The organism is Iodidimonas gelatinilytica, assembly GCF_008579125.1.
Taxonomy (GTDB): Bacteria; Pseudomonadota; Alphaproteobacteria; order Sphingomonadales; family Rhodothalassiaceae; genus Iodidimonas; species Iodidimonas muriae.
Genome location: NZ_BKCL01000009.1, coordinates 73,094 through 91,560, shown reverse-complemented (window position 1 = coordinate 91,560; position 18,467 = coordinate 73,094). Strand labels below are relative to the sequence as shown.

The following is an 18,467-nucleotide window of genomic DNA, read 5'->3' as shown; positions in this document are numbered from 1 at the left end:
TAACGGTGATGGTGACGGTCGCACTATCCGTACCGCCATTGCCATCATCCACCTGATAGGTGAAAGACACATCGCGGCTTTCACCTGCCGCCAGATCCTGAAAACCATCGGCGGGGTCAAAGCGATAGCTGCCATCGGCATTGACCGTGGCCACCCCTTCCGCAGGACCATCTAGCAGGCTGAAGGTCAGATCGTCCCCCTCGGCATCTGAAGCGAGAAGCCGACCACTAACTGCCGGGCCATCTTCCACCGCGCTATTACGCGCTGCTTCGGCGATCGGCGCATCATTGGTGCCGGTAACGGTGATGGTGACGGTCGCACTATCCGTACCGCCATTGCCATCATCCACCTGATAGGTGAAAGACACATTGCGGCTTTCACCATCTCCCAAGTCCTGAAAGCCATCAGCAGGGTCAAAGCTGTAGCTGCCATCGGCATTGACCGTGACAGACCCCTCTGCAGGGCCATCAAGCAAGCTGAAACTTAGCGTGTCGCTGGCATCCACATCACTGGCCACAAGCTGACCGGAAACCGCACTACCATCTTCTTCTGCGCTGTTGCGCGCTGCCTCGGCGATCGGTGCATCATTGGTGCCGGTAACGGTGATGGTAACGCTCGCAATATCCGTACCGCCATTGCCATCATCCACCTGATAAGTGAAGGTCACATCACGCTTTCACCCACTGCCAGATCCTGAAAGCCATCAGCCGGATCAAAGGCATAGCTGCCATCGGCATTGACCGTGACAGACCCTTCCGCAGGGCCATCAAGCAAGCTGAAGGTCAGTGTATCGCTGGCATCCACATCACTGGCCACAAGCTGGCCAGACACCGCGCCACCATCTTCCACCGCGCTGATGTTGGTCGCTTCGGCGATCGGTACATCATTGGTGCCGGTAACGGTGATGGTAACGCTCGCAATATCCGTACCGCCATTGCCATCATCCACCTGATAAGTGAAGGTCACATCACGCTTTCACCCACTGCCAGATCCTGAAAGCCATCAGCCGGATCAAAGGCATAGCTGCCATCGGCATTGACCGTGACAGACCCTTCCGCAGGGCCATCAAGCAAGCTGAAACTTAGCGTGTCGCTGGCATCCACATCATTGGCCACAAGCTGACCGGACACCGCACCACCATCTTCCACTGCGCTGATGTTGGTCGCTTCAGCTATGGGCGCATCATTGGTGCCGGTAACGGTGATGGTCACCGTGGCGGTGGCAAAGCCGCCATTGCCATCATCCACCTGATAGGTGAAAGTCACATCACGGCTTTCGCCCACTGCCAGATCCTGAAAGCCATCAGCCGGATCAAAGATATAGCTGCCATCGGCATTGACCGTGACAGACCCTTCGGCAGGGCCACTTACCAACCCATAGGTGAGAACATCGCCATCCACATCGGTGGCCACAAGTTGACCTTCTACCGGCCCACCATCTTCCACAGCATCAAGGACACCCGCCTGCGCCAATGGGCCTGAATTTCCATCCGCAGACAGCGCAGCGACAGCATCGGCATCACCACCGCCGCCATTCACCAAGCCATTGCCGCCATCCGTTGGCTGCGAAACGGCATTGCCAGAATCAGCAAGGGATGCCGTGCCCGACTGACCACTATTGGCGACCTGCCCCCTCTGCGCATCCTCGACAACGGGTGCCGCCTGTTCAGAGCGCAGTATATTCGATTGCGGTCTGTCGGAACGAACAACAGGCTCGCTTTCCACAAGATCTCGCAGTCTGCTATCAACCGCTGGCCCCGACCCCTCTTGCACCTCATCACCAAAGTCGACACCCTCGCGGCGGGCGCCGGTGTGTACATTCTGGTTCGTGACTTCCTGAGCATCTGAAAAATTCACACCCGATGGCGGCAATACGGCATCTGCGGCCTCTACATCCGAAGGGCCATCCCGAAACAAAGCAGGATCCATCGAGGCTTCGCGAGCCGGATCAGCGGAAGTCTTGTTTTCAGCCATGATACAGTCTTTCAAACCATCGGGCGGATACACCCACCGCATTCAAATTCAAGCAAATCAGCATGCCCCGGAAACGACCCACGAAACCCTATCTACAAAATCATATATTACAAAATATAAAAAATCCCTAAAAATTTCCTTAACTGCTTGAATTTGCACTATTTTATAAAATTTAAGTCAAATTTTCCCTATTTTCTTTTTAATTGATTTAAAGTCCCGATTCCGTTTAATGCCAATGGCATCAATAGGAAATTAACCAAGCTGCACTAGAAATTTTATGCGAAACATTCCGCACGAAAGATGATCGCTTTTAAGCACAGATAAAACAAGCCGGACCACCAAGGCGGTATATTCATCCAAAAATCTCAAGCGCCCAGAGCGCGGCGAAGGGGCGAGGAGCGCGAATGCACAAAATAAAGAATGCCGACACATATTCAGATTCTGGCATCCATCAAGAAGCGAACAATTCTGAAGACAATGTGCAGCCGCTTCCCGCCGAGCAAGATGATCTTTTGCACCGGCTGTGGCATCAATATATTCCCATCTCCAATGGTGCCATTCTTGCCGCGTCTTTGGGGATCAACATCCTTGCCCTTGCTTTGCCGCTTTTGATCTTGCAGGTCTATAATCGTATTTTGCCTTATGAAGGCCTATCGACTTTGGCCATGCTCACCATCGGCGTTGCGATTGCACTTGTTTTGGATGTGCTCCTTAAAATCGCCCGCGCCCGTTTATCTGGCTGGGCAGGCGCGCAATATGAACACCGGGCCGGCTGTATCGCCATAAAAAGACTGGCGACAGGAGATTTGGCCCATGTGGAAAGCACGCCATCGGGCATGCATCTGGATAGATTATCCAGCATTGAATTAATTCGCGATTTTTACGCCAGCCAAGCCAGCCTGGTTTTGATCGACCTGCCATTTATCCTGTTGTTTTTAGGAATTTTGGCTCTCATCACCGGATGGCTGGTCCTGATCCCCATCATCATGCTTGGCATCGCGGGCTTTATGGCATGGAAGATTGGCAAAAGCCTGCAAGAACAGTTGGAAGAGCGCCGGGAATGGGACCGCAGACGCTACAGCTTCCTGATTGAAGTGCTGAGCGGAATTCATACAGTGAAGGCAATGGCCATGGAGGCGATGATGCTGCGCCGCTATGAGCGGTTACTGGAATCCAATGCCTTTGCAAGCGCCCAAGTTTCCCAAATTTCAGGGCACGCACAAACGGTCGGCACCATCACCAGCCACCTGACCGTTGCTGCCGTTGTGGGATTTGGCAGCCTGATGGTCATCAATGGCACGCTGAGCGTTGGAGCCTTGGCCGCCAGCACCCTGCTTGCCGGACGCACGGTTCAGCCCGCCCTGCGTGCCTTGGGACTATGGTCGCGCTTTCAATCGGTCTCTTTGGCAGAAGACAATCTGCGCGACATTGATGCCATTCCTGCGGAAAGCCGTGGGCGGTTCAAAATGGACCGCTTTACCTCGCTTGATCTGAAAAATTTGCACTTTCGCTACAGCCCAAAAGATCCTGAAGTTTTGCACAATATCAACTTAAGGCTTGAGCAAGGGCAAATCATCGGCATTACCGGTAAAAACGGTGTGGGCAAATCCACTTTGCTCAATCTGGTGGCGGGGCAAATCGTTCCCACAAAAGGCTCGGCTCTTTTGAATGGCCAACCGCCCCATGATTTTGATGCGGAAAGCGTGTTCAATCAGATTTCCTATATTCCGCAACGCCCGACCCTGTTCCACGGAACCATTCTAGACAACCTGACCATGTTCCGATCGGATCAAGTGGAGATCATGCAGCGCGCCTTGGAATTGGCGGCAAAACTGCATCTGGACGAAGTATTTGCCCGGCTTCCCAATGGATATGACACCGAAGTTGGTGACAGTTCAGCCGATCTGCTTCCCGCTGGCGTTGCGCAGCGCATCACCATTGTCCGCGCCTTGATCAACCGTCCGTCCCTGATCCTGTTTGATGAATCCAATACCAGCCTTGATGGCTATAGCGACCGGGCCTTATGCGACCTGATGCGCAGCCTGAAAGGAACCGTGTCCATGATCCTGGTCAGCTACCGCCCCTCCCTTCTGGCTTTGGCCGATCAAAGATTCAGCCTTGAAGACGGGCGTCTTAAGCCTCTTGATTTTGCAGACCACAAAAACCTGTCCCGGACAAACGAAAATTCAGGCCACCTTCAACCGCCTGCATCTCCAAAAGGTCGCCCATGACAGACGCACTCAACGCACCGGATGAGCCTCAAAAACCCAGAAAGGCCGCTTTAAGCAGCCATGATGCCGATGCCTTGGCCTCAGCGATACGGCACGGTTCTCTTGGCGATTTCACGGCACAATCGGGCTTTGCCGCTTGCCTGATGGCTTTGCTGGATGCCCGCGGTTGGCGCGGCACCCAACGTGAACTCAGTGAAGCCCTACCCCATTTTGCTTCGGATCTGAGCCTGGCCAGCCTGCGGAATGTACTGGCAACTCTTGGTTTTCGCACTGTGGAGCGCCCGGTCAAATCCGGCGAAAGCCTTGATCCACGCGTGATGCCGTGCCTATTCATCGACGGCGCGGGCAATCCATGCGTTTTGACACGGGATGATGAAGGGCGTGTGAACTCTTTTTCCGGTGATGAAAAAGCGTGGCGGACCCATTCGGGCATTTTGGAGGATGGTCTGGCCATTCTGATCGTTGAATTCGATGAGGATGCGGATCCAAGCCGCCCCGATATCAAATGGACACGATCCATCTTGCGCCGCTTACGTCCACGGATCTGGCGTCTTCTGGGCATGACCTTTCTGTTGAACCTGCTGGCATTGGTCGGCCCATTGTTCATCATGGCCGTCTATGATCAGGTGATTGCATCAGGCTCCAGCCGCATTTTGCTCCCCCTTGGCATCGGCTGATTTTGGCGGCGTTGATCGATCTGGGCACCCGGGCTTTGCGCGGCAAAGCCATCGCCTATATCGCAGGACGGCTGGAATTCCTGATTTCCAGAAGCGTTTTTCGGCAAATATTGTCTCTTCCCATCACACGCACCGAATCGGCCCCATTGAGTGGCCAGATTTCGCGGATCCGGGAATTCGACAATATGCGCGAAATGTTTGTCGGCACGCTGGTTTCTGTGCTTTTGGAACTGCCGTTCATCGTGCTGTTCATGCTGGTTATCGGAATGCTGGCGGGTTGGGTGGTGCTTATCCCCCTTATCATGCTGGCGTTATTTGCGGTGCTTGGCATTTTCATTCTTCCCGACCTCAAGCGGTCCATCGCCAAATCTTCTGCCCTGCGTTCAAAGCAATATCGCTTCCTTGTGGAATTTGTCACCAATCTACGCACCATCCGGGAAGCCGGGGCCGCCGAAAAATGGGTCGAGCGATATCGTGAAATGTCCGCCGCCAACAGTCTGGCACAATTTCGCAACGGGCAGATTTCGTTTCTGCTGCAAACACTGGCGCAAACCATTATGGTCATGGCGGGCGGTGCCACCATCATTGCAGGCGTTCTGCGGGTTCTGGATGGCACCATGACCGCCGGTGGGCTGATTGCGGTGATGGCCCTTGTGTGGCGGGTTCTGTCCCCGATCCAGAATTTATTTCTGACCATCACCCGCGCCGAACAGATCAAGATGTCGGTCGCGCATCTGGATCAATTGATGAAAATGAAGGGCGAGCAAACCCGCAAACATTCCGGCGGCATTCTTCGCCAATGGTCGGGAGCCATTGATTTCACCCGCGTCAGTTTCCGTTATCAGGCCAATACGGACCCGGTCCTTCTGGGTGTGAATTTTCAAATTCAACCCGGTGAAATGATCGCCATCATGGGGCCGAATGGATCAGGAAAGTCTTCAATCCTGCGCCTGATTGCCGGGCTTTATGATTCTCAGGCCGGACAAGTGAGCATTGATGGGCTGGACGTGCGCCAGATCGATCCACAAGAATTGCGCCAGCAAATTGCCTATGTCCCCCAGCAATGCCACATCTTTCATGGCACCGTGGCGCAAAATTTGCGGTTTTCCAATCCGGTTGCCAGCGATGCTGACTTGGAAGAAGCTTGCCGCAAAGCCGGGCTTTGGGACGACATTCTGCGGATGCCCGATGGCCTTGAAACCCGCTTTGGCGATCAAACCGTGTGGCAACTGAATGCAGGATTTCGCCAGCGTCTGTCTCTGGCCCGTGGTTATTTGCGTGATGCCTCTATCGTTCTGTTGGATGAACCGGCACAAGCCCTTGATACGGCAGGCGATATAGCTTGATTGATGCGTTGCAAAAAATGCGCGGCGAGAGAACGATAATCATGGTCTCGCACCGCCCAAGCCATATTCGGCTGGCGGATCGCGTGCTGCAATTGGAAAACGGCATGCTGGTCCACGATGGAACGCCTGAGCAGATTTATGCCCGGATCGGAGAGAAAACCCTATGAGTAAACTGCCCGCAGCCCCCGGAAACGCCGATCACAAAGGCGGCCATACTCTCCCTTCTCTGCGCTTCACCAGAAGCGAACGACAGGTTCTAAGCCGGTCTGTTTATTTGGAAGAAACAGGACCATCTTGGGGAATTTATGGCATTATTTTTGCCATCACCGGGCTGATTGCCGTGTTCATTATCTGGTCGGCGCTCACCCGATTAGATGAAACTGTTGCGGCGCGCGGCTCCATTCTGCCCGCCAGTTTCGTGCAACCGGTGCAACATCTTGAAGGCGGGATTGTTTCCTCCGTTGCCGTAAATGACGGTGATTATGTGGAAGCGGGCGATGAAATCGTCACCATGGACCACACCCTTGCCCGATCCGATTATTTGTCCTTGAAGGTTCGCGAAGCGTCTTTGGCTTTGCAAATTGAACGGTTGCGTGCTTTTGCTTTGGGCAAAGCCCCTGATTTTTCAAGCTATATAGACGAATATCCCGATCTGGTTGCCGATCAAAAAGCCATCTATTCGGCACAAGCAGAAGCCCGTGATGCACAAATCGCCATCATTGATTCCCAGATCATCGCACGCCAGCAAGAAGTCAACGGCCTGCGCGAGCATCTTGGCATGCTGGAGAAGCAAAGCCTTTTGCTGGCCGAAGAACTGGATATGCGCAAAACCCTGTTGGACAAGGGCCTTACCAATAAAGTCGTTTATCTGGACACCCAAAGACGCAGCAATCAAGTGGAAGGCGAAATCGCCCGCACACGTTCTGAAATTGCCCGCGCCGAAGCCGATGTTGCACAAGCACGGGGAAGCCGGCTGGAAATTGAAGAACGACTGCGCGGCGATGCATTGGAACAGCTTGGCCGGTTTTCCAATGATCAGGCAGAAATCAACGAACAGCTTACCCAATTGTCTGACCGTGTGGACCGTACCGTGGTGCGCGCCCCCGTTTCCGGGCGCGTGGCGGGCTTGAGCGTGACCGGCCCCGGCGGAGTTTTACCGCCCGGCGCATTGATTGCAGAAATTGTTCCCGACAATAATGGCATTCTTGCCGAAGGACGCATCAGTCCCCGCGATATTGGCCATATCTCTGTTGGTCAAACTGTTACTGTGAAAGTGGATACCTATGATTACACACGCTTTGGCGGTGTCATGGGAACAGTGAAATCGGTTTCGGCCACCAGCTTCAAAGACGAAGACGGCAATTTCTATTTCAAATGCCTGATCAGTCTCGATCAAAACTATGTAGGGAACGATCCTAGAAATAATGCAATCACCGCAGGCATGACACTGGTAGCGGATATCAAGACAGGTGAAAAAAGCCTTCTTGGATATCTCTGGCGTCCGGTGCAGCAATCCCTTTCCGGAGCCTTCACCGAACGCTGAACAAAAATCACGAGCAAAAAAGGATATGCGTGTCTTTTTCTTTGGGCAGCATATCCTTTTTTTACCCGATGGAAAAGAACCCGTCTCCCTTATGAAATCGCTTCAAACGACCTAAAAAAATAAGACGGAAAATATTGGAAAAAAGAAGAAGAGTTATTTCTATATTTTCAAAAAATTTACACTATGTAATTATATGAAATAATATTACTTTCACTCGACGAATGGCGTGCCATTGTATAAATAACCGTCACACATCAGATAATTTTTCTATTTTCGGACACTCTGTGTGATGAAACAAAAAATATTTTCAGCAACGGCTGACACTTTAAAAGACTCTGAGCTCCGGCCTCTTTATGATTTGTGGGAAAGCCGCCGCGGCGAGCGCTTTTTACCGGACCGGAAAGACTTCCAATTCAGAGAATTTCAGCCCTGGTTTGGGCGGATCGCCGTCGGGTCGATCCCGGCCTCTGGTCAAGAGATCTGCTTTGACCTTGTCGGCACGGAAATCACCAATTGGGACGGCCTGGATATGACAGGCAGATTCTTTCCTTTTCCCCCAGCTCCCCCAACCTCCAACTGGTCGTTGCCCCTTTTCTCCACGCCTATAAAACACAAAAACCAACATTGTCTGTCTCATTCAAAGGCAAGACACAGGCAGAATTGACCCGCTTGGTTCTGCCCTGCTCCCATGATGGAATCTCGGTCAACAAACAAATTGTGGCCTTTTCATTAAACCCCTCTTTCAAGGCTCTTCTCAAGAAGGGCAGCCTGCTTGATTTGATGGCACCGGGATAAAGCGTTCTTGCACCCAAGCGCATGTGCGGCCATGTTTTATCCATGAGACAGCCTCGAAAATCACTTGAAACCAGCCGAACCACAAACGCCGTGGATAGCCGCACGGCCATTGACCACTTTCTGAACACCATAGTAAAGCGGCCAACCAACGCCCCGCGCACCGGACGGCTGGCCTTTGCTTTGGATGCCACCATGAGCCGACAGCCCACATGGGATCGGGCCAGCCATATTCAAAGCGACATGTTTCTGGCCGCTCAGGATCTTGGCGGGCTTTTGGTACAGTTGATTTATTTTCGCGGATTTCGGGAATGTCGCGCCAGCGGCTGGACCGATAATGGAACCGCCCTTGCCCGCAAGATGGCCAGCGTGACTTGCCAAGGTGGTCTGACCCAGATCGGCCGTGTGCTAAAGCATGTACAAAAAGAACATCACAAAGCCCCCGTTCATGCGGCGATTTTCATTGGCGATGCCTGCGAGGAAAATGCCGATGAGCTATGCCATTTGGCTTCAGAGCTTGGTATCCGCCATGTGCCTGTTTTTGTATTCCAGGAAGGCCGTGATCCCACCGCCACCATCGCATTCAAGGAAATCGCACGGCTTTCGGGCGGTGCCTGGGCCCCCTTCGATATGAACAGTCCGGCACAATTGCGCGACCTTTTAAAAGCCGTTGCCATTTATGCCACCGGCGGGCAGCAGGCCTTACAGGACCACTGTGAAAACACACCCGCCCGACAACGGCTTTTGGAACAATTGAAAGGACCAACGCCATGATCTGGCTAGGCGCAGGGGTTTTGAGCCTGATCCTATTGCTTTTCGCGTTGAACGCTGTTGCCCATGCATCCAGACAGCAAATTGTCCGTGCCTTTATTGCTTTGTCCCTCGTTTTATTGGGTATTGCGGGCCTTTTGTTGGCCATCACCGGAAAGTTGGCCTTGGCCTTTCCGCTTCTTGGCTCTGCGGGCGTTGGTCTGTTGAAATTACGCGCCCTTGCCCGCTTGTTTTCGGCGCGCGCCTCATGGGATGCAACGGCAGCACCATCCGGGCGCACATCGCAAGTTCGCAGCCTGTGGCTTTTGATGGTGATGGACCATGACAGCGGCCATATGGAAGGCGAGATCCTGATGGGCCGGTTTGAAGGGCGCCTGCTCAGCCAGTTAACATCCGAAGAATTGCTGGATCTGCACCAGGATATTGCAGGCCATGATGAAGACAGCCTGCGGTTATTGGAGGCATGGCTCGATCGGGAACATGGCACGGATTGGCGCCGCAATGCCCATCACACGGATAAGCCGCAAGGCTCCCCAAGCCCCACTTCAGACATGAATGCGGAAGAGGCCCGCGCCATTCTGGGGGTGGATGAAAACGCCGATGCCGATGCCATTCACAAGGCCCATCGTTCATTGATGAAAAAGCTGCATCCCGATCAGGGTGGGAACACATATTTCGCGGCCAAGCTCAATCAGGCCAAAGATGTCCTTTTGAACGAAAGACCTTCCTGATCCGCCCACAGACATATCCATGACCGTATGATGACACCATCATGGTCGCATCTTGAAAACACTTCAGGCATAAATGCACAGAAATATCGTGCCGATTTTAGGGAACCAAGGCCACATGGGGACACCGCATCACTTTGATCCAACGATTTTGCGTGAATATGACATACGCGGGATTGTCGATAAAACGCTGGGGGATGCGGATGCTTGCGCCCTTGGAAAGGCATACGGGACGCAATTGCGCCAAAAAGGCGGGCGCCAAGTGGTCGTGGGATATGATGGGCGCGAAAGTTCGCCCCGCTTGGCAAAAGCCCTGATCGACGGGCTGATCTCCACCGGCATATCCGTGCGCGCCATTGGCCTTGGCCCCACGCCCATGGTCTATTATGCCGTGCATGAACTGAAAGCCGATGGCGGTTTGATGATTACCGGCTCACATAATCCGCCAGATTATAACGGCATCAAAATGATGATGGGCAAAGCCCCGGTTTTCGGCGAGCAGATCAAGGCGCTGGGCGCTCTGGCGGCGTCGGGCGATTTTGAACAAGGCTCGGGCACGCTTGAGACCGTTCCCGTTTTCGATCGCTATATCCACCGTTTGTTGCGCGATTTCACGGGAGCCCCTATGGCCGTGGCCTGGGACCCGGGCAATGGGGCCGCAGGCGATGCGGTAACGGCGCTGGTGAAGCGCCTTCCCGGCCGTCATATTGTCATCAATGCAGACATTGACGGGCGCTTTCCCAATCACCACCCTGATCCAACGGTGGAAGAAAATCTTGAACAGCTCAAGCAGGTTGTCATCCGTGAAGGCATGGATCTGGGGCTTGCCTTTGATGGCGATGGTGACCGCATCGGGGCCGTTGACCGCACGGGCCATGTGGTGTGGGGCGATCAAATTCTGCTGATTTTGGCCCGCCATCTTTTAAAAGAACAAAAAGGCGCCACCATCATCGCTGATGTGAAAGCCAGTCAGGTATTCTTCGATGGCGTGGTGCAAGCCGGCGGCAAGGCGGAAATGTGGAAAACCGGCCATTCCCTGATAAAATCCCGCATGGCGGAAACCGGCGCACCACTGGCCGGTGAAATGAGCGGCCATATTTTCTATAAAGATCGCTTTTATGGCCATGATGACGGGTTATATGCGGCCATCCGCTTCCTGAATGCCATATGGGCTCAGGGGGGCGATTTGGCCCGCTTACGCCAAGAGATGCCGCATGTTCTGAACACCCCGGAATTGCGTTTCCCCTGCGCGGAAGACCGCAAAATGCCGGTGATCGAAGGGGTGCGCGACCGGCTATCCCAATCTGGCGCGCAAGTGATCGATGTGGACGGGGTTCGGGTGCTAACGGAAGATGGATGGTGGCTTTTGCGGGCCTCCAACACGCAAGATGTTCTGGTGGCACGAGTGGAAGCCCGCGATGAGGAGGGTTTAACCCGGTTGAAAGACCTTTTACGCGGGCAATTAAAGCAGGCGGGGATCGAACCACCCAGCGATCTGTGAAGAACGAGGGTCACAATGCTTTGCCGGTCCGCCTTGAGCGCGTATCATTTGCGCTGTGGCCCGACAAAGCGCTGCCCCAGATATGTCACCGATTCGCCCCTTATTTTGGATATGGGGAAGAGCACAAGGCGGCTGGATAGCAAGTTCATCAAGGCTTCCAGCCTCTTATGCTGCACTGCAAAATAATTTTGACGAAACCCCGGAAAACTCCCATACTTCCCATGCACAGATGGGTTTGCGAATATAGCCGCATAGGGAGAGTAGCATGACAGCCAAAAGCAACCGGACAGACGAAAAGGCCATTTCGGCCTCCAATGCGGCCCAAAAGGCAAGCATGACCAGCGCCGCGAAATCGGCCAAAAGCAGCACAAAAACCAAGCAAAGGCCGAAACGCCAAAATCCGCTTCTGCACCAGCCAAGTCAAAACAAAATGCCCCTCAAAAAGAGGCCCCAAAGCCGGTGAAGGCAAAAGCGGAAAAACCCGTAGCCCCCAAGGCGGACAAGCCAAAGAAAGCTGCGGCCAAAAGCACAAAAGCCTCAAGCGCCAAAACCGCCGCAAGCCCCGCCGCGCATAAACCGATCAATGAAGATGCCTCGGTAAAGGCTGCTGAAAAAGCCTATGCCGATGCCACATTGACCGCCAATGTTCCTGCGGAAAAAATGCTGAATGACATGAAAAAAGCGGTGGATGTAACCGTGGAAGCGGCAGTTGTAGAAATGAACGCAACAACCCAATTAAGCGAACGCGGAATTCAAGATGCCACCATGAATTTGGAAGCCTTGATGACCTTCCAGAAAGAGGCTCTGGACAGCCTTGTGGGCGCAACGGTTACCGCCGTTCAAAATATAGAAGAATTGTCCGATCAAATGTCGGACCTTGCCCAACAGCGCAGTGAAAAACAGGCCGCCTTCTTTTCCGCCTTTTGCGAGGCAAAAGACCCTGTGTCCTTGTGCAAAGTGCATGAAGCCTATGTGCGCGACAGCTATGACAGCATGATCGCGCAATATACCGCATCGACCGATATCTGGATGCGGATTGGACGGGAATCCATGGACCCTTTGAGCACACAATTTGCGCGCATGGTGGATCATATGAAAGGCTTGTCGGGCCAATAAGCCCGCCTCCGCCTTTCCCACAATTTTCAACGGTTCATGCCCCCTTCCACCTTTATCATGACAGGTGCGGAGGGGGTTTTTCTATAAAATTTCCTGCGAAAAAATACGCAGGAAGCACCACATCGTTATACTGACGTTAATCTTGTTTATGCACAATTGACCTTCTTCACCATGCTCTCCAAAAAAAGGGGGCAGCACGCTCTTTGAAGGCGTAAATCTTCCCTCGCACGGGGAAGTGCTGGCTGCTACCATAGCAGGACTGGTATTGTACGAATTGTACATTATGTGAAGTCAGGCAGGTGCCGATGCGTTTGGCAAACACGAGCGTAAAGACCATATCTATGTCCGAAAACGATAATGATCACGACGATCAAAGATCGCCATCGACCGGTTTGCTGACCAAAACACAGCCCAAGACCAAAAAGCCGTCGATGTACAAAGTGCTTATGTTAAATGACGATTTCACACCGATGGATTTTGTCATTCATGTTCTGAAGCGGTTTTTCCGCATGTCTTCGGAACAGGCAACACGGGTGATGCTACATGTGCATCAAAAGGGTGTAGGCGTTTGTGGGGTATTTACCTATGAAATCGCCGAAACGAAGGCGAATCAAGTTGTGGACTATGCACAAAAACATCACCATCCTTTGCAATGCACCTTGGAGAAGGAATGAAATCAGTGAGACGATCGCCATAAGGCCGCAGAAACTGCCCACTCACGGCTTTTGAGAAAAGGACAATATCGTGCCGAGTTTTTCACCTCATCTGGAACAAACGCTTCATCGCGCATTGGCCGAAGCCAATAAGCGCAGGCACGAATATGCGACATTGGAACATCTCCTGTTGGGATTGCTTGATGATTCCGATGCAGCCGCCGTTTTAAAGGCCTGCAATGTCGATGATGATGTGTTGCGCGTAAATTTAACCGGATATTTGGATAAGGAACTGGATAGCCTGAAGGTGGATGATGATGGCGTTGAAGCCACCCCCACCGCAGGCTTCCAACGGGTTGTTCAGCGCGCCATTTTGCATGTGCAAAGCTCGGGTCGTGAAGAAATGACCGGCGCCAATGTGCTTGTGGCCCTGTTTTCCGAACGGGAAAGCCATGCGGTTTATTTCTTGCAACAGCAAGATATGACCCGGCTGGATGCGGTGAGCTATATCAGCCACGGCATTGCCAAATCCCCCCAGCAATCCGAGCGTCGCCCCTTGCGCGGATCAAGCGATGATGAGCATGGGCACGACTCCGAACAAGCCGCACGGGCAGACACCAAAAAGGGTGATAGCGCGCTTGAAAATTACTGTGTCGATCTCAACCAGCGGGCCCGCGACGGCAAGATCGATCCGCTGATCGGTCGGCAAAGCGAAATTGATCGCACCATCCAGATCTTGTGCCGCCGTTCCAAGAACAATCCCTTGTTTGTGGGCGATCCCGGAGTCGGGAAAACCGCCATTGCCGAAGGATTGGCACGGAAAATCGTTGAAGGCGATGTGCCCGAAGTGCTGCTGGACGCCACCATCTTTTCACTGGATATGGGCTCGTTGCTGGCTGGCACGCGCTATCGTGGCGATTTTGAAGAACGCCTGAAGGCCGTGGTGAAAGAGCTGGAAGACCATGACGGGGCGATTTTGTTCATTGATGAAATCCACACCGTTATCGGTGCCGGGGCCACCTCTGGCGGGGCAATGGATGCTTCCAATCTTTTGAAGCCTGCCCTTGCCTCTGGTGCCATCCGCTGCATTGGCTCCACCACCTATAAAGAATTCCGTGGCCATTTCGAAAAAGACCGGGCTCTTTTGCGCAGATTCCAGAAAATCGATATTGCCGAGCCCACTTTACCCGACACCATCAAGATCATGCAGGGCTTGAAGCCTTATTTCGAAAAGCATCATCGGGTGCGGTACACGGCCGATGCCATCAAGGCGGCGGTGGAGCTGTCGGCCCGTTATATCACCGACCGCAAATTGCCCGATAAAGCCATTGATGTGATCGACGAAACGGGGGCGGCGCAAATGCTGCTGCCCATCTCGCGGCGGAAGAAAACCGTTGGCGTCAAGGATGTGGAAGCGGTTGTCGCCAAAATCGCCCGCATCCCGCCGAAATCCGTATCCAAAGACGATACCAAGGTGATGGCCAATATCGAACGCGATTTAAAACGTGTGGTCTTTGGGCAAAACAGGGCCATTACGGCTTTGGCCGCCAGCATCAAGCTGTCGCGGGCGGGCCTGCGTGAGCCCAATAAACCCATTGGCTCCTATCTGTTTTCCGGCCCCACCGGCGTTGGCAAAACCGAAGTGGCGCGCCAGCTTGCCCTGCTTCTAGGGGTGGAGCTGACACGGTTCGATATGTCGGAATATATGGAACGGCACACAGTCTCGCGGCTGATCGGGGCGCCACCGGGCTATGTGGGCTTCGATCAAGGGGGCCTGCTCACCGATGCGGTGGATCAGCATCCCCATTCCGTTTTGCTGCTGGATGAAATCGAAAAGGCGCATCCTGATCTCTTTAACCTGCTGTTGCAGGTGATGGATGCAGGCACGCTGACCGATCACAATGGCAAAAAGATCGATTTCCGCAATGTGATCTTGATCATGACCACCAATGCAGGGGCGACAGAGCTTGCCAAAAGCGCCATCGGCTTTGCGCGCGACAGCCGCGAAGGTGAAGATGAAGAAGCGATCAAGAAGCTGTTCACCCCAGAGTTCAGGAACCGGCTGGATGCCATTGTTCCCTTCGATTATCTGCCCACAGAGGTTGTGTCGCGGGTGGTTGAGAAGTTCATTCTGGAACTGGAAGTGCAGCTTGCCGAACGCGATGTGATGATTTCTGTCACCGACGGTGCCAAAAAATGGATGGCCGAAAAAGGCTATGATCGGAAATTTGGCGCACGGCCTTTAAGCCGGGTGATTCAGGAAAATGTCAAAAAGCCTTTGGCCGATGAACTGCTGTTCGGGCGCCTGCAAAAGGGCGGCGAAGTGGTGGTCCGGCTGCGCGACGGCAAGATCGACTTTGAAATCACGCCCAATGTTGCACCTCCGGGAGGCAAGAAACGCAAGCCAAACCCCGCTCCAGTGGATTAAAGCCTAAAACCTTGGCTGAAATTCAGGTCTGCAAGAGGTGAAAATTATTACTTTGCCGTCTAATTTCCGTGCATTTACGGGTATTATTAAAAACGCACTTTAAAAGGTGCGTTTTTTTCGTGTTGTGCCAAGCATTTGGCCTAATATCGTAAAACCGGTTTCGATAAGGATAAGCAAAGGGTCGCTGTTGGGTTTTTCGGTGGTTTTGAATAAGCCCCTAACAGGAACAGGAACAGGGTATCAAAAGGGGAAACTGCATGAAAGCACGGGTACGCAAGGCCGTGATGCCTGTTGCGGGGCTTGGAACACGTTTTTTGCCCGCGACAAAAGCCATGCCAAAAGAAATGCTGCCAGTGGTGGACAAACCCATCATCCAATATGCTGTGGAAGAAGCCTTTGCCGCCGGAATTGAAGAGGTGATCTTTATCACCGGTCGCGGCAAATATCTTTTGGAAGACCATTTCGACCATGCTTTCGAATTGGAAGCCACATTAACAGAGCGCGGCAAGGATGATGCCCTGAAAACTGTGCGCTCCATCATCCCCAAGGCCGGGGGCGTCAGCTATACCCGCCAGCAAAAGCCTTTAGGGCTTGGCCATGCTGTATGGTGTGCCCGCAATCTGGTGGGCGATGAGCCCTTCGCCGTGCTTTTGCCCGATGATCTGGTGAAATCCGATGTGCCGTGCCTGCAGCAAATGATCACCGCTTATGAAAAGACCGGCGGAAATCTGGTTGCGGTGATGGATGTGCCCCGCGACCATACCAACCGCTATGGTATTCTGGATGTGGGCGCTGTGGATGGCGCTCTGTCTGAAGTAAAAGGCCTGGTGGAAAAGCCAAAGCCGCAAGATGCCCCGTCCACCTTGTCGATCATCGGGCGTTATATTCTTCAACCGGATATTTTTGAGGCCCTTGAACGCAAAGAACGCGGCGCGGGCGGTGAAATTCAACTGACCGATGCCATGGCCCGCTTGATCGGGCATCAACCCTTTCACGGCCTGCGCTTTGAAGGCACGCGCTATGATTGCGGCGACAAGCTGGGCTTTTTGAAGGCCACCATTTCTCTGGCGCTGGAACGGGAAGATTTGGGAAGCGATCTGGCGGATTATCTGAAATCACTAAGTTTATAAGGGAGTCGTTTCGTGCGTGTAACGATTGTGGGGACGGGATATGTGGGGCTTGTTTCAGGCGCCTGCTTTTCGGAATTCGGGCATCATGTCACCTGTGTTGACGTGAATGATGAGAAAATCAAAGCCCTCAAAGCCGGGGATATTCCTATTTTTGAACCCGGCCTTGATAGCTTGGTGGACCGCAATGTGAAAGCCGGGCGTTTGGACTTTTCCACCCGCCTTGCCGATAGCGTCGGGGCATCTGACGCGGTGTTCATCGCCGTAGGCACACCGTCACGCCGGGGCGATGGCCATGCGGATCTCAGCTATGTGATGAAAGCGGCGGAAGAAGTTGCCAGCCTGCTTTATGGTTATACCGTGGTGGTGACCAAATCCACGGTGCCCGTGGGGACCGGCGCAAAAATCGAAGAAATTCTGATGGAACATGCCCCCGACAAGGAATGGGATGTGGCATCCAATCCTGAATTCCTGCGCGAAGGGGCCGCCATCACCGATTTCATGCACCCGGATCGGGTGGTGGTGGGCACCACATCCGAACGCGCCCGGAATGTTATGAAAGAGCTGTATCGGCCTTTGTTCCTGAATGAAACGCCGGTGATGTTCACCCGCCGCGAAAGCGCCGAATTGATCAAATATGCCGCCAATGCCTTTTTGGCCACCAAGATCAGCTTCATCAATGAAATGGCCGATCTGTGCGAGCAATTGGGCGCAGATGTACAGGATGTGGCCAAGGGCATTGGCCTTGATAACCGCATCGGGAAAAAATTCCTGCACGCCGGCCCCGGCTATGGCGGCAGTTGCTTCCCCAAAGATACGCTGGCGCTATTGCGCACCGCCCAACAGGTGGGCACACCTTTGCGTATTGTGCAGGCCACCGTGGATGCAAACGACAACCGGAAGCGTGCCATGGCAGACCGTATCATCGCGGCGCTGGGCGGCTCGGCCAAGGGCAAACGGGTGGCCATGTTGGGGCTGACCTTCAAACCCAATACCGATGATATGCGCGATAGCCCCTCATTGGATATTGTGCCTGCCTTGCTGAAGGCCGGTGCCACCATCCACGCTTATGACCCTGAAGGCACGGCGGAGGCCAAGAAACTTCTTCCCGACATCACCTATTGCGATGATGCCTATGCCTGCATGAACGGTGCGGATATTTTGGTGATCGTCACCGAATGGAACCAATTCCGCGCCTTGGACTTTGATCGCGCAGGCGACCTGCTGAAAAATCGTATTTTGGTAGATTTGCGCAATATTTATGCACGGGGAGAGCCGCAGGCGAAAGGATTTGAATATTATGGCATCGGTCGCGGTGGCGCGGCCTCCTCTATCGCCGCTGCCTCTTTAACCGCAACCGATAGCTGACGGGAAAATGGGAAATCTTTTTTAAAAAATTCCATCTTTCCCCTTGCGAGGCTGGCAATGCTTGGCTATACGGCAAGTCCCTCGCGGACGTGGCGGAACTGGTAGACGCGCAGCGTTGAGGTCGCTGTGGGGCTTATCCCCCGTGGAAGTTCGAGTCTTCTCGTCCGCACCAATGAAAGCCCGCAGGTGACCGCCTGCGGGCTTTCGTTTATC

The 18,467-nt window shown here is 53.5% G+C and carries 17 protein-coding genes and 1 tRNA gene; 15 read left to right on the top strand and 3 right to left on the bottom strand.

Annotated elements, in window-relative coordinates:
- The 3 genes from JCM17844_RS16740 to JCM17844_RS11380 form a co-directional block, all read right to left on the bottom strand.
- A partial coding sequence (locus JCM17844_RS16740) for a cadherin-like domain-containing protein (RefSeq protein WP_150001070.1) occupies window positions 1-667 on the bottom strand: 667 nt, incomplete at its 3' end.
- Window positions 664-966, bottom strand: a complete 303-nt coding sequence (locus JCM17844_RS16735; protein WP_150001069.1) for an Ig-like domain-containing protein — start codon at window positions 964-966, stop codon at window positions 664-666. The genes JCM17844_RS16735 and JCM17844_RS16740, both read right to left, overlap by 4 nt.
- The gene (locus tag JCM17844_RS11380; RefSeq protein ID WP_210431861.1) at window positions 963-1,973 is read right to left on the bottom strand and encodes an Ig-like domain-containing protein; all 1,011 of its coding nucleotides are present in this window, start codon (window positions 1,971-1,973) and stop codon (window positions 963-965) included. Before JCM17844_RS11380 ends, JCM17844_RS16735 begins: the two co-directional genes overlap by 4 nt.
- A 404-nt stretch (window positions 1,974-2,377) precedes the next feature.
- On the opposite strand from JCM17844_RS11380, the gene JCM17844_RS11375 reads away from it, so the two are divergent.
- From JCM17844_RS11375 to JCM17844_RS11310, 15 genes are all read left to right on the top strand, one after another.
- Window positions 2,378-4,204 (top strand): peptidase domain-containing ABC transporter, encoded by a 1,827-nt coding sequence (locus JCM17844_RS11375; RefSeq protein WP_150001067.1) that lies wholly within the window; start codon window positions 2,378-2,380, stop codon window positions 4,202-4,204.
- Window positions 4,201-4,881, top strand: coding sequence for an ATP-binding cassette domain-containing protein (locus JCM17844_RS11370; RefSeq protein WP_150001066.1), 681 nt, complete (start codon window positions 4,201-4,203; stop codon window positions 4,879-4,881). The genes JCM17844_RS11375 and JCM17844_RS11370 overlap by 4 nt, the downstream gene beginning before the upstream one ends.
- A 2-nt stretch (window positions 4,882-4,883) precedes the next feature.
- The gene (locus tag JCM17844_RS11365; RefSeq protein WP_150001065.1) at window positions 4,884-6,227 is read left to right on the top strand and encodes a peptidase domain-containing ABC transporter; all 1,344 of its coding nucleotides are present in this window, start codon (window positions 4,884-4,886) and stop codon (window positions 6,225-6,227) included.
- 41 nt (window positions 6,228-6,268) lie between these two features.
- Window positions 6,269-6,394: a hypothetical protein gene (locus JCM17844_RS16730; RefSeq protein WP_268885160.1), complete on the top strand. Its 126-nt coding sequence runs from the start codon at window positions 6,269-6,271 to the stop codon at window positions 6,392-6,394.
- Window positions 6,391-7,770 carry an HlyD family type I secretion periplasmic adaptor subunit gene (locus tag JCM17844_RS11360; RefSeq protein ID WP_150001064.1) on the top strand — a complete coding sequence of 460 codons (1,380 nt, stop codon included), beginning with the start codon at window positions 6,391-6,393 and terminating at the stop codon, window positions 7,768-7,770. Before JCM17844_RS16730 ends, JCM17844_RS11360 begins: the two co-directional genes overlap by 4 nt.
- Before the next feature lie 289 nt (window positions 7,771-8,059).
- Window positions 8,060-8,434: a PAS domain-containing protein gene (locus JCM17844_RS11355; protein ID WP_150001063.1), complete on the top strand. Its 375-nt coding sequence runs from the start codon at window positions 8,060-8,062 to the stop codon at window positions 8,432-8,434.
- A 173-nt stretch (window positions 8,435-8,607) separates the two neighbouring features.
- Window positions 8,608-9,336 carry a YbbN family protein gene (locus tag JCM17844_RS11350; RefSeq protein ID WP_150001062.1) on the top strand — a complete coding sequence of 243 codons (729 nt, stop codon included), beginning with the start codon at window positions 8,608-8,610 and terminating at the stop codon, window positions 9,334-9,336.
- Complete coding sequence (locus tag JCM17844_RS11345; RefSeq protein ID WP_150001061.1) at window positions 9,333-10,064, top strand: DnaJ domain-containing protein; 732 nt, start codon at window positions 9,333-9,335, stop codon at window positions 10,062-10,064. The genes JCM17844_RS11350 and JCM17844_RS11345 overlap by 4 nt, the downstream gene beginning before the upstream one ends.
- 115 nt (window positions 10,065-10,179) lie before the next feature.
- The gene (gene pgmG / locus JCM17844_RS11340; protein WP_150001060.1) at window positions 10,180-11,562 is read left to right on the top strand and encodes a phosphoglucomutase/phosphomannomutase PgmG; all 1,383 of its coding nucleotides are present in this window, start codon (window positions 10,180-10,182) and stop codon (window positions 11,560-11,562) included.
- Window positions 11,563-12,021: 459 nt separating this feature from the next.
- The gene (locus JCM17844_RS11335; protein WP_150001059.1) at window positions 12,022-12,678 is read left to right on the top strand and encodes a phasin family protein; all 657 of its coding nucleotides are present in this window, start codon (window positions 12,022-12,024) and stop codon (window positions 12,676-12,678) included.
- A gap of 341 nt (window positions 12,679-13,019) precedes the next feature.
- Window positions 13,020-13,352: an ATP-dependent Clp protease adapter ClpS gene (clpS, locus tag JCM17844_RS11330; RefSeq protein WP_150001058.1), complete on the top strand. Its 333-nt coding sequence runs from the start codon at window positions 13,020-13,022 to the stop codon at window positions 13,350-13,352.
- Between the two features lie 70 nt (window positions 13,353-13,422).
- Window positions 13,423-15,759 carry an ATP-dependent Clp protease ATP-binding subunit ClpA gene (clpA, locus tag JCM17844_RS11325; RefSeq protein ID WP_150001057.1) on the top strand — a complete coding sequence of 779 codons (2,337 nt, stop codon included), beginning with the start codon at window positions 13,423-13,425 and terminating at the stop codon, window positions 15,757-15,759.
- A gap of 257 nt (window positions 15,760-16,016) precedes the next feature.
- Entirely contained in the window at window positions 16,017-16,889 is an 873-nt protein-coding gene (galU, locus tag JCM17844_RS11320) for a UTP--glucose-1-phosphate uridylyltransferase GalU (RefSeq protein WP_150001056.1), read from the top strand.
- 12 nt (window positions 16,890-16,901) lie between these two features.
- Window positions 16,902-18,254, top strand: coding sequence for a UDP-glucose dehydrogenase family protein (locus JCM17844_RS11315; RefSeq protein ID WP_150001055.1), 1,353 nt, complete (start codon window positions 16,902-16,904; stop codon window positions 18,252-18,254).
- Between the two features lie 83 nt (window positions 18,255-18,337).
- A tRNA-Leu gene (locus JCM17844_RS11310) sits at window positions 18,338-18,426 on the top strand.
- Window positions 18,427-18,467 lie beyond the last annotated feature (41 nt).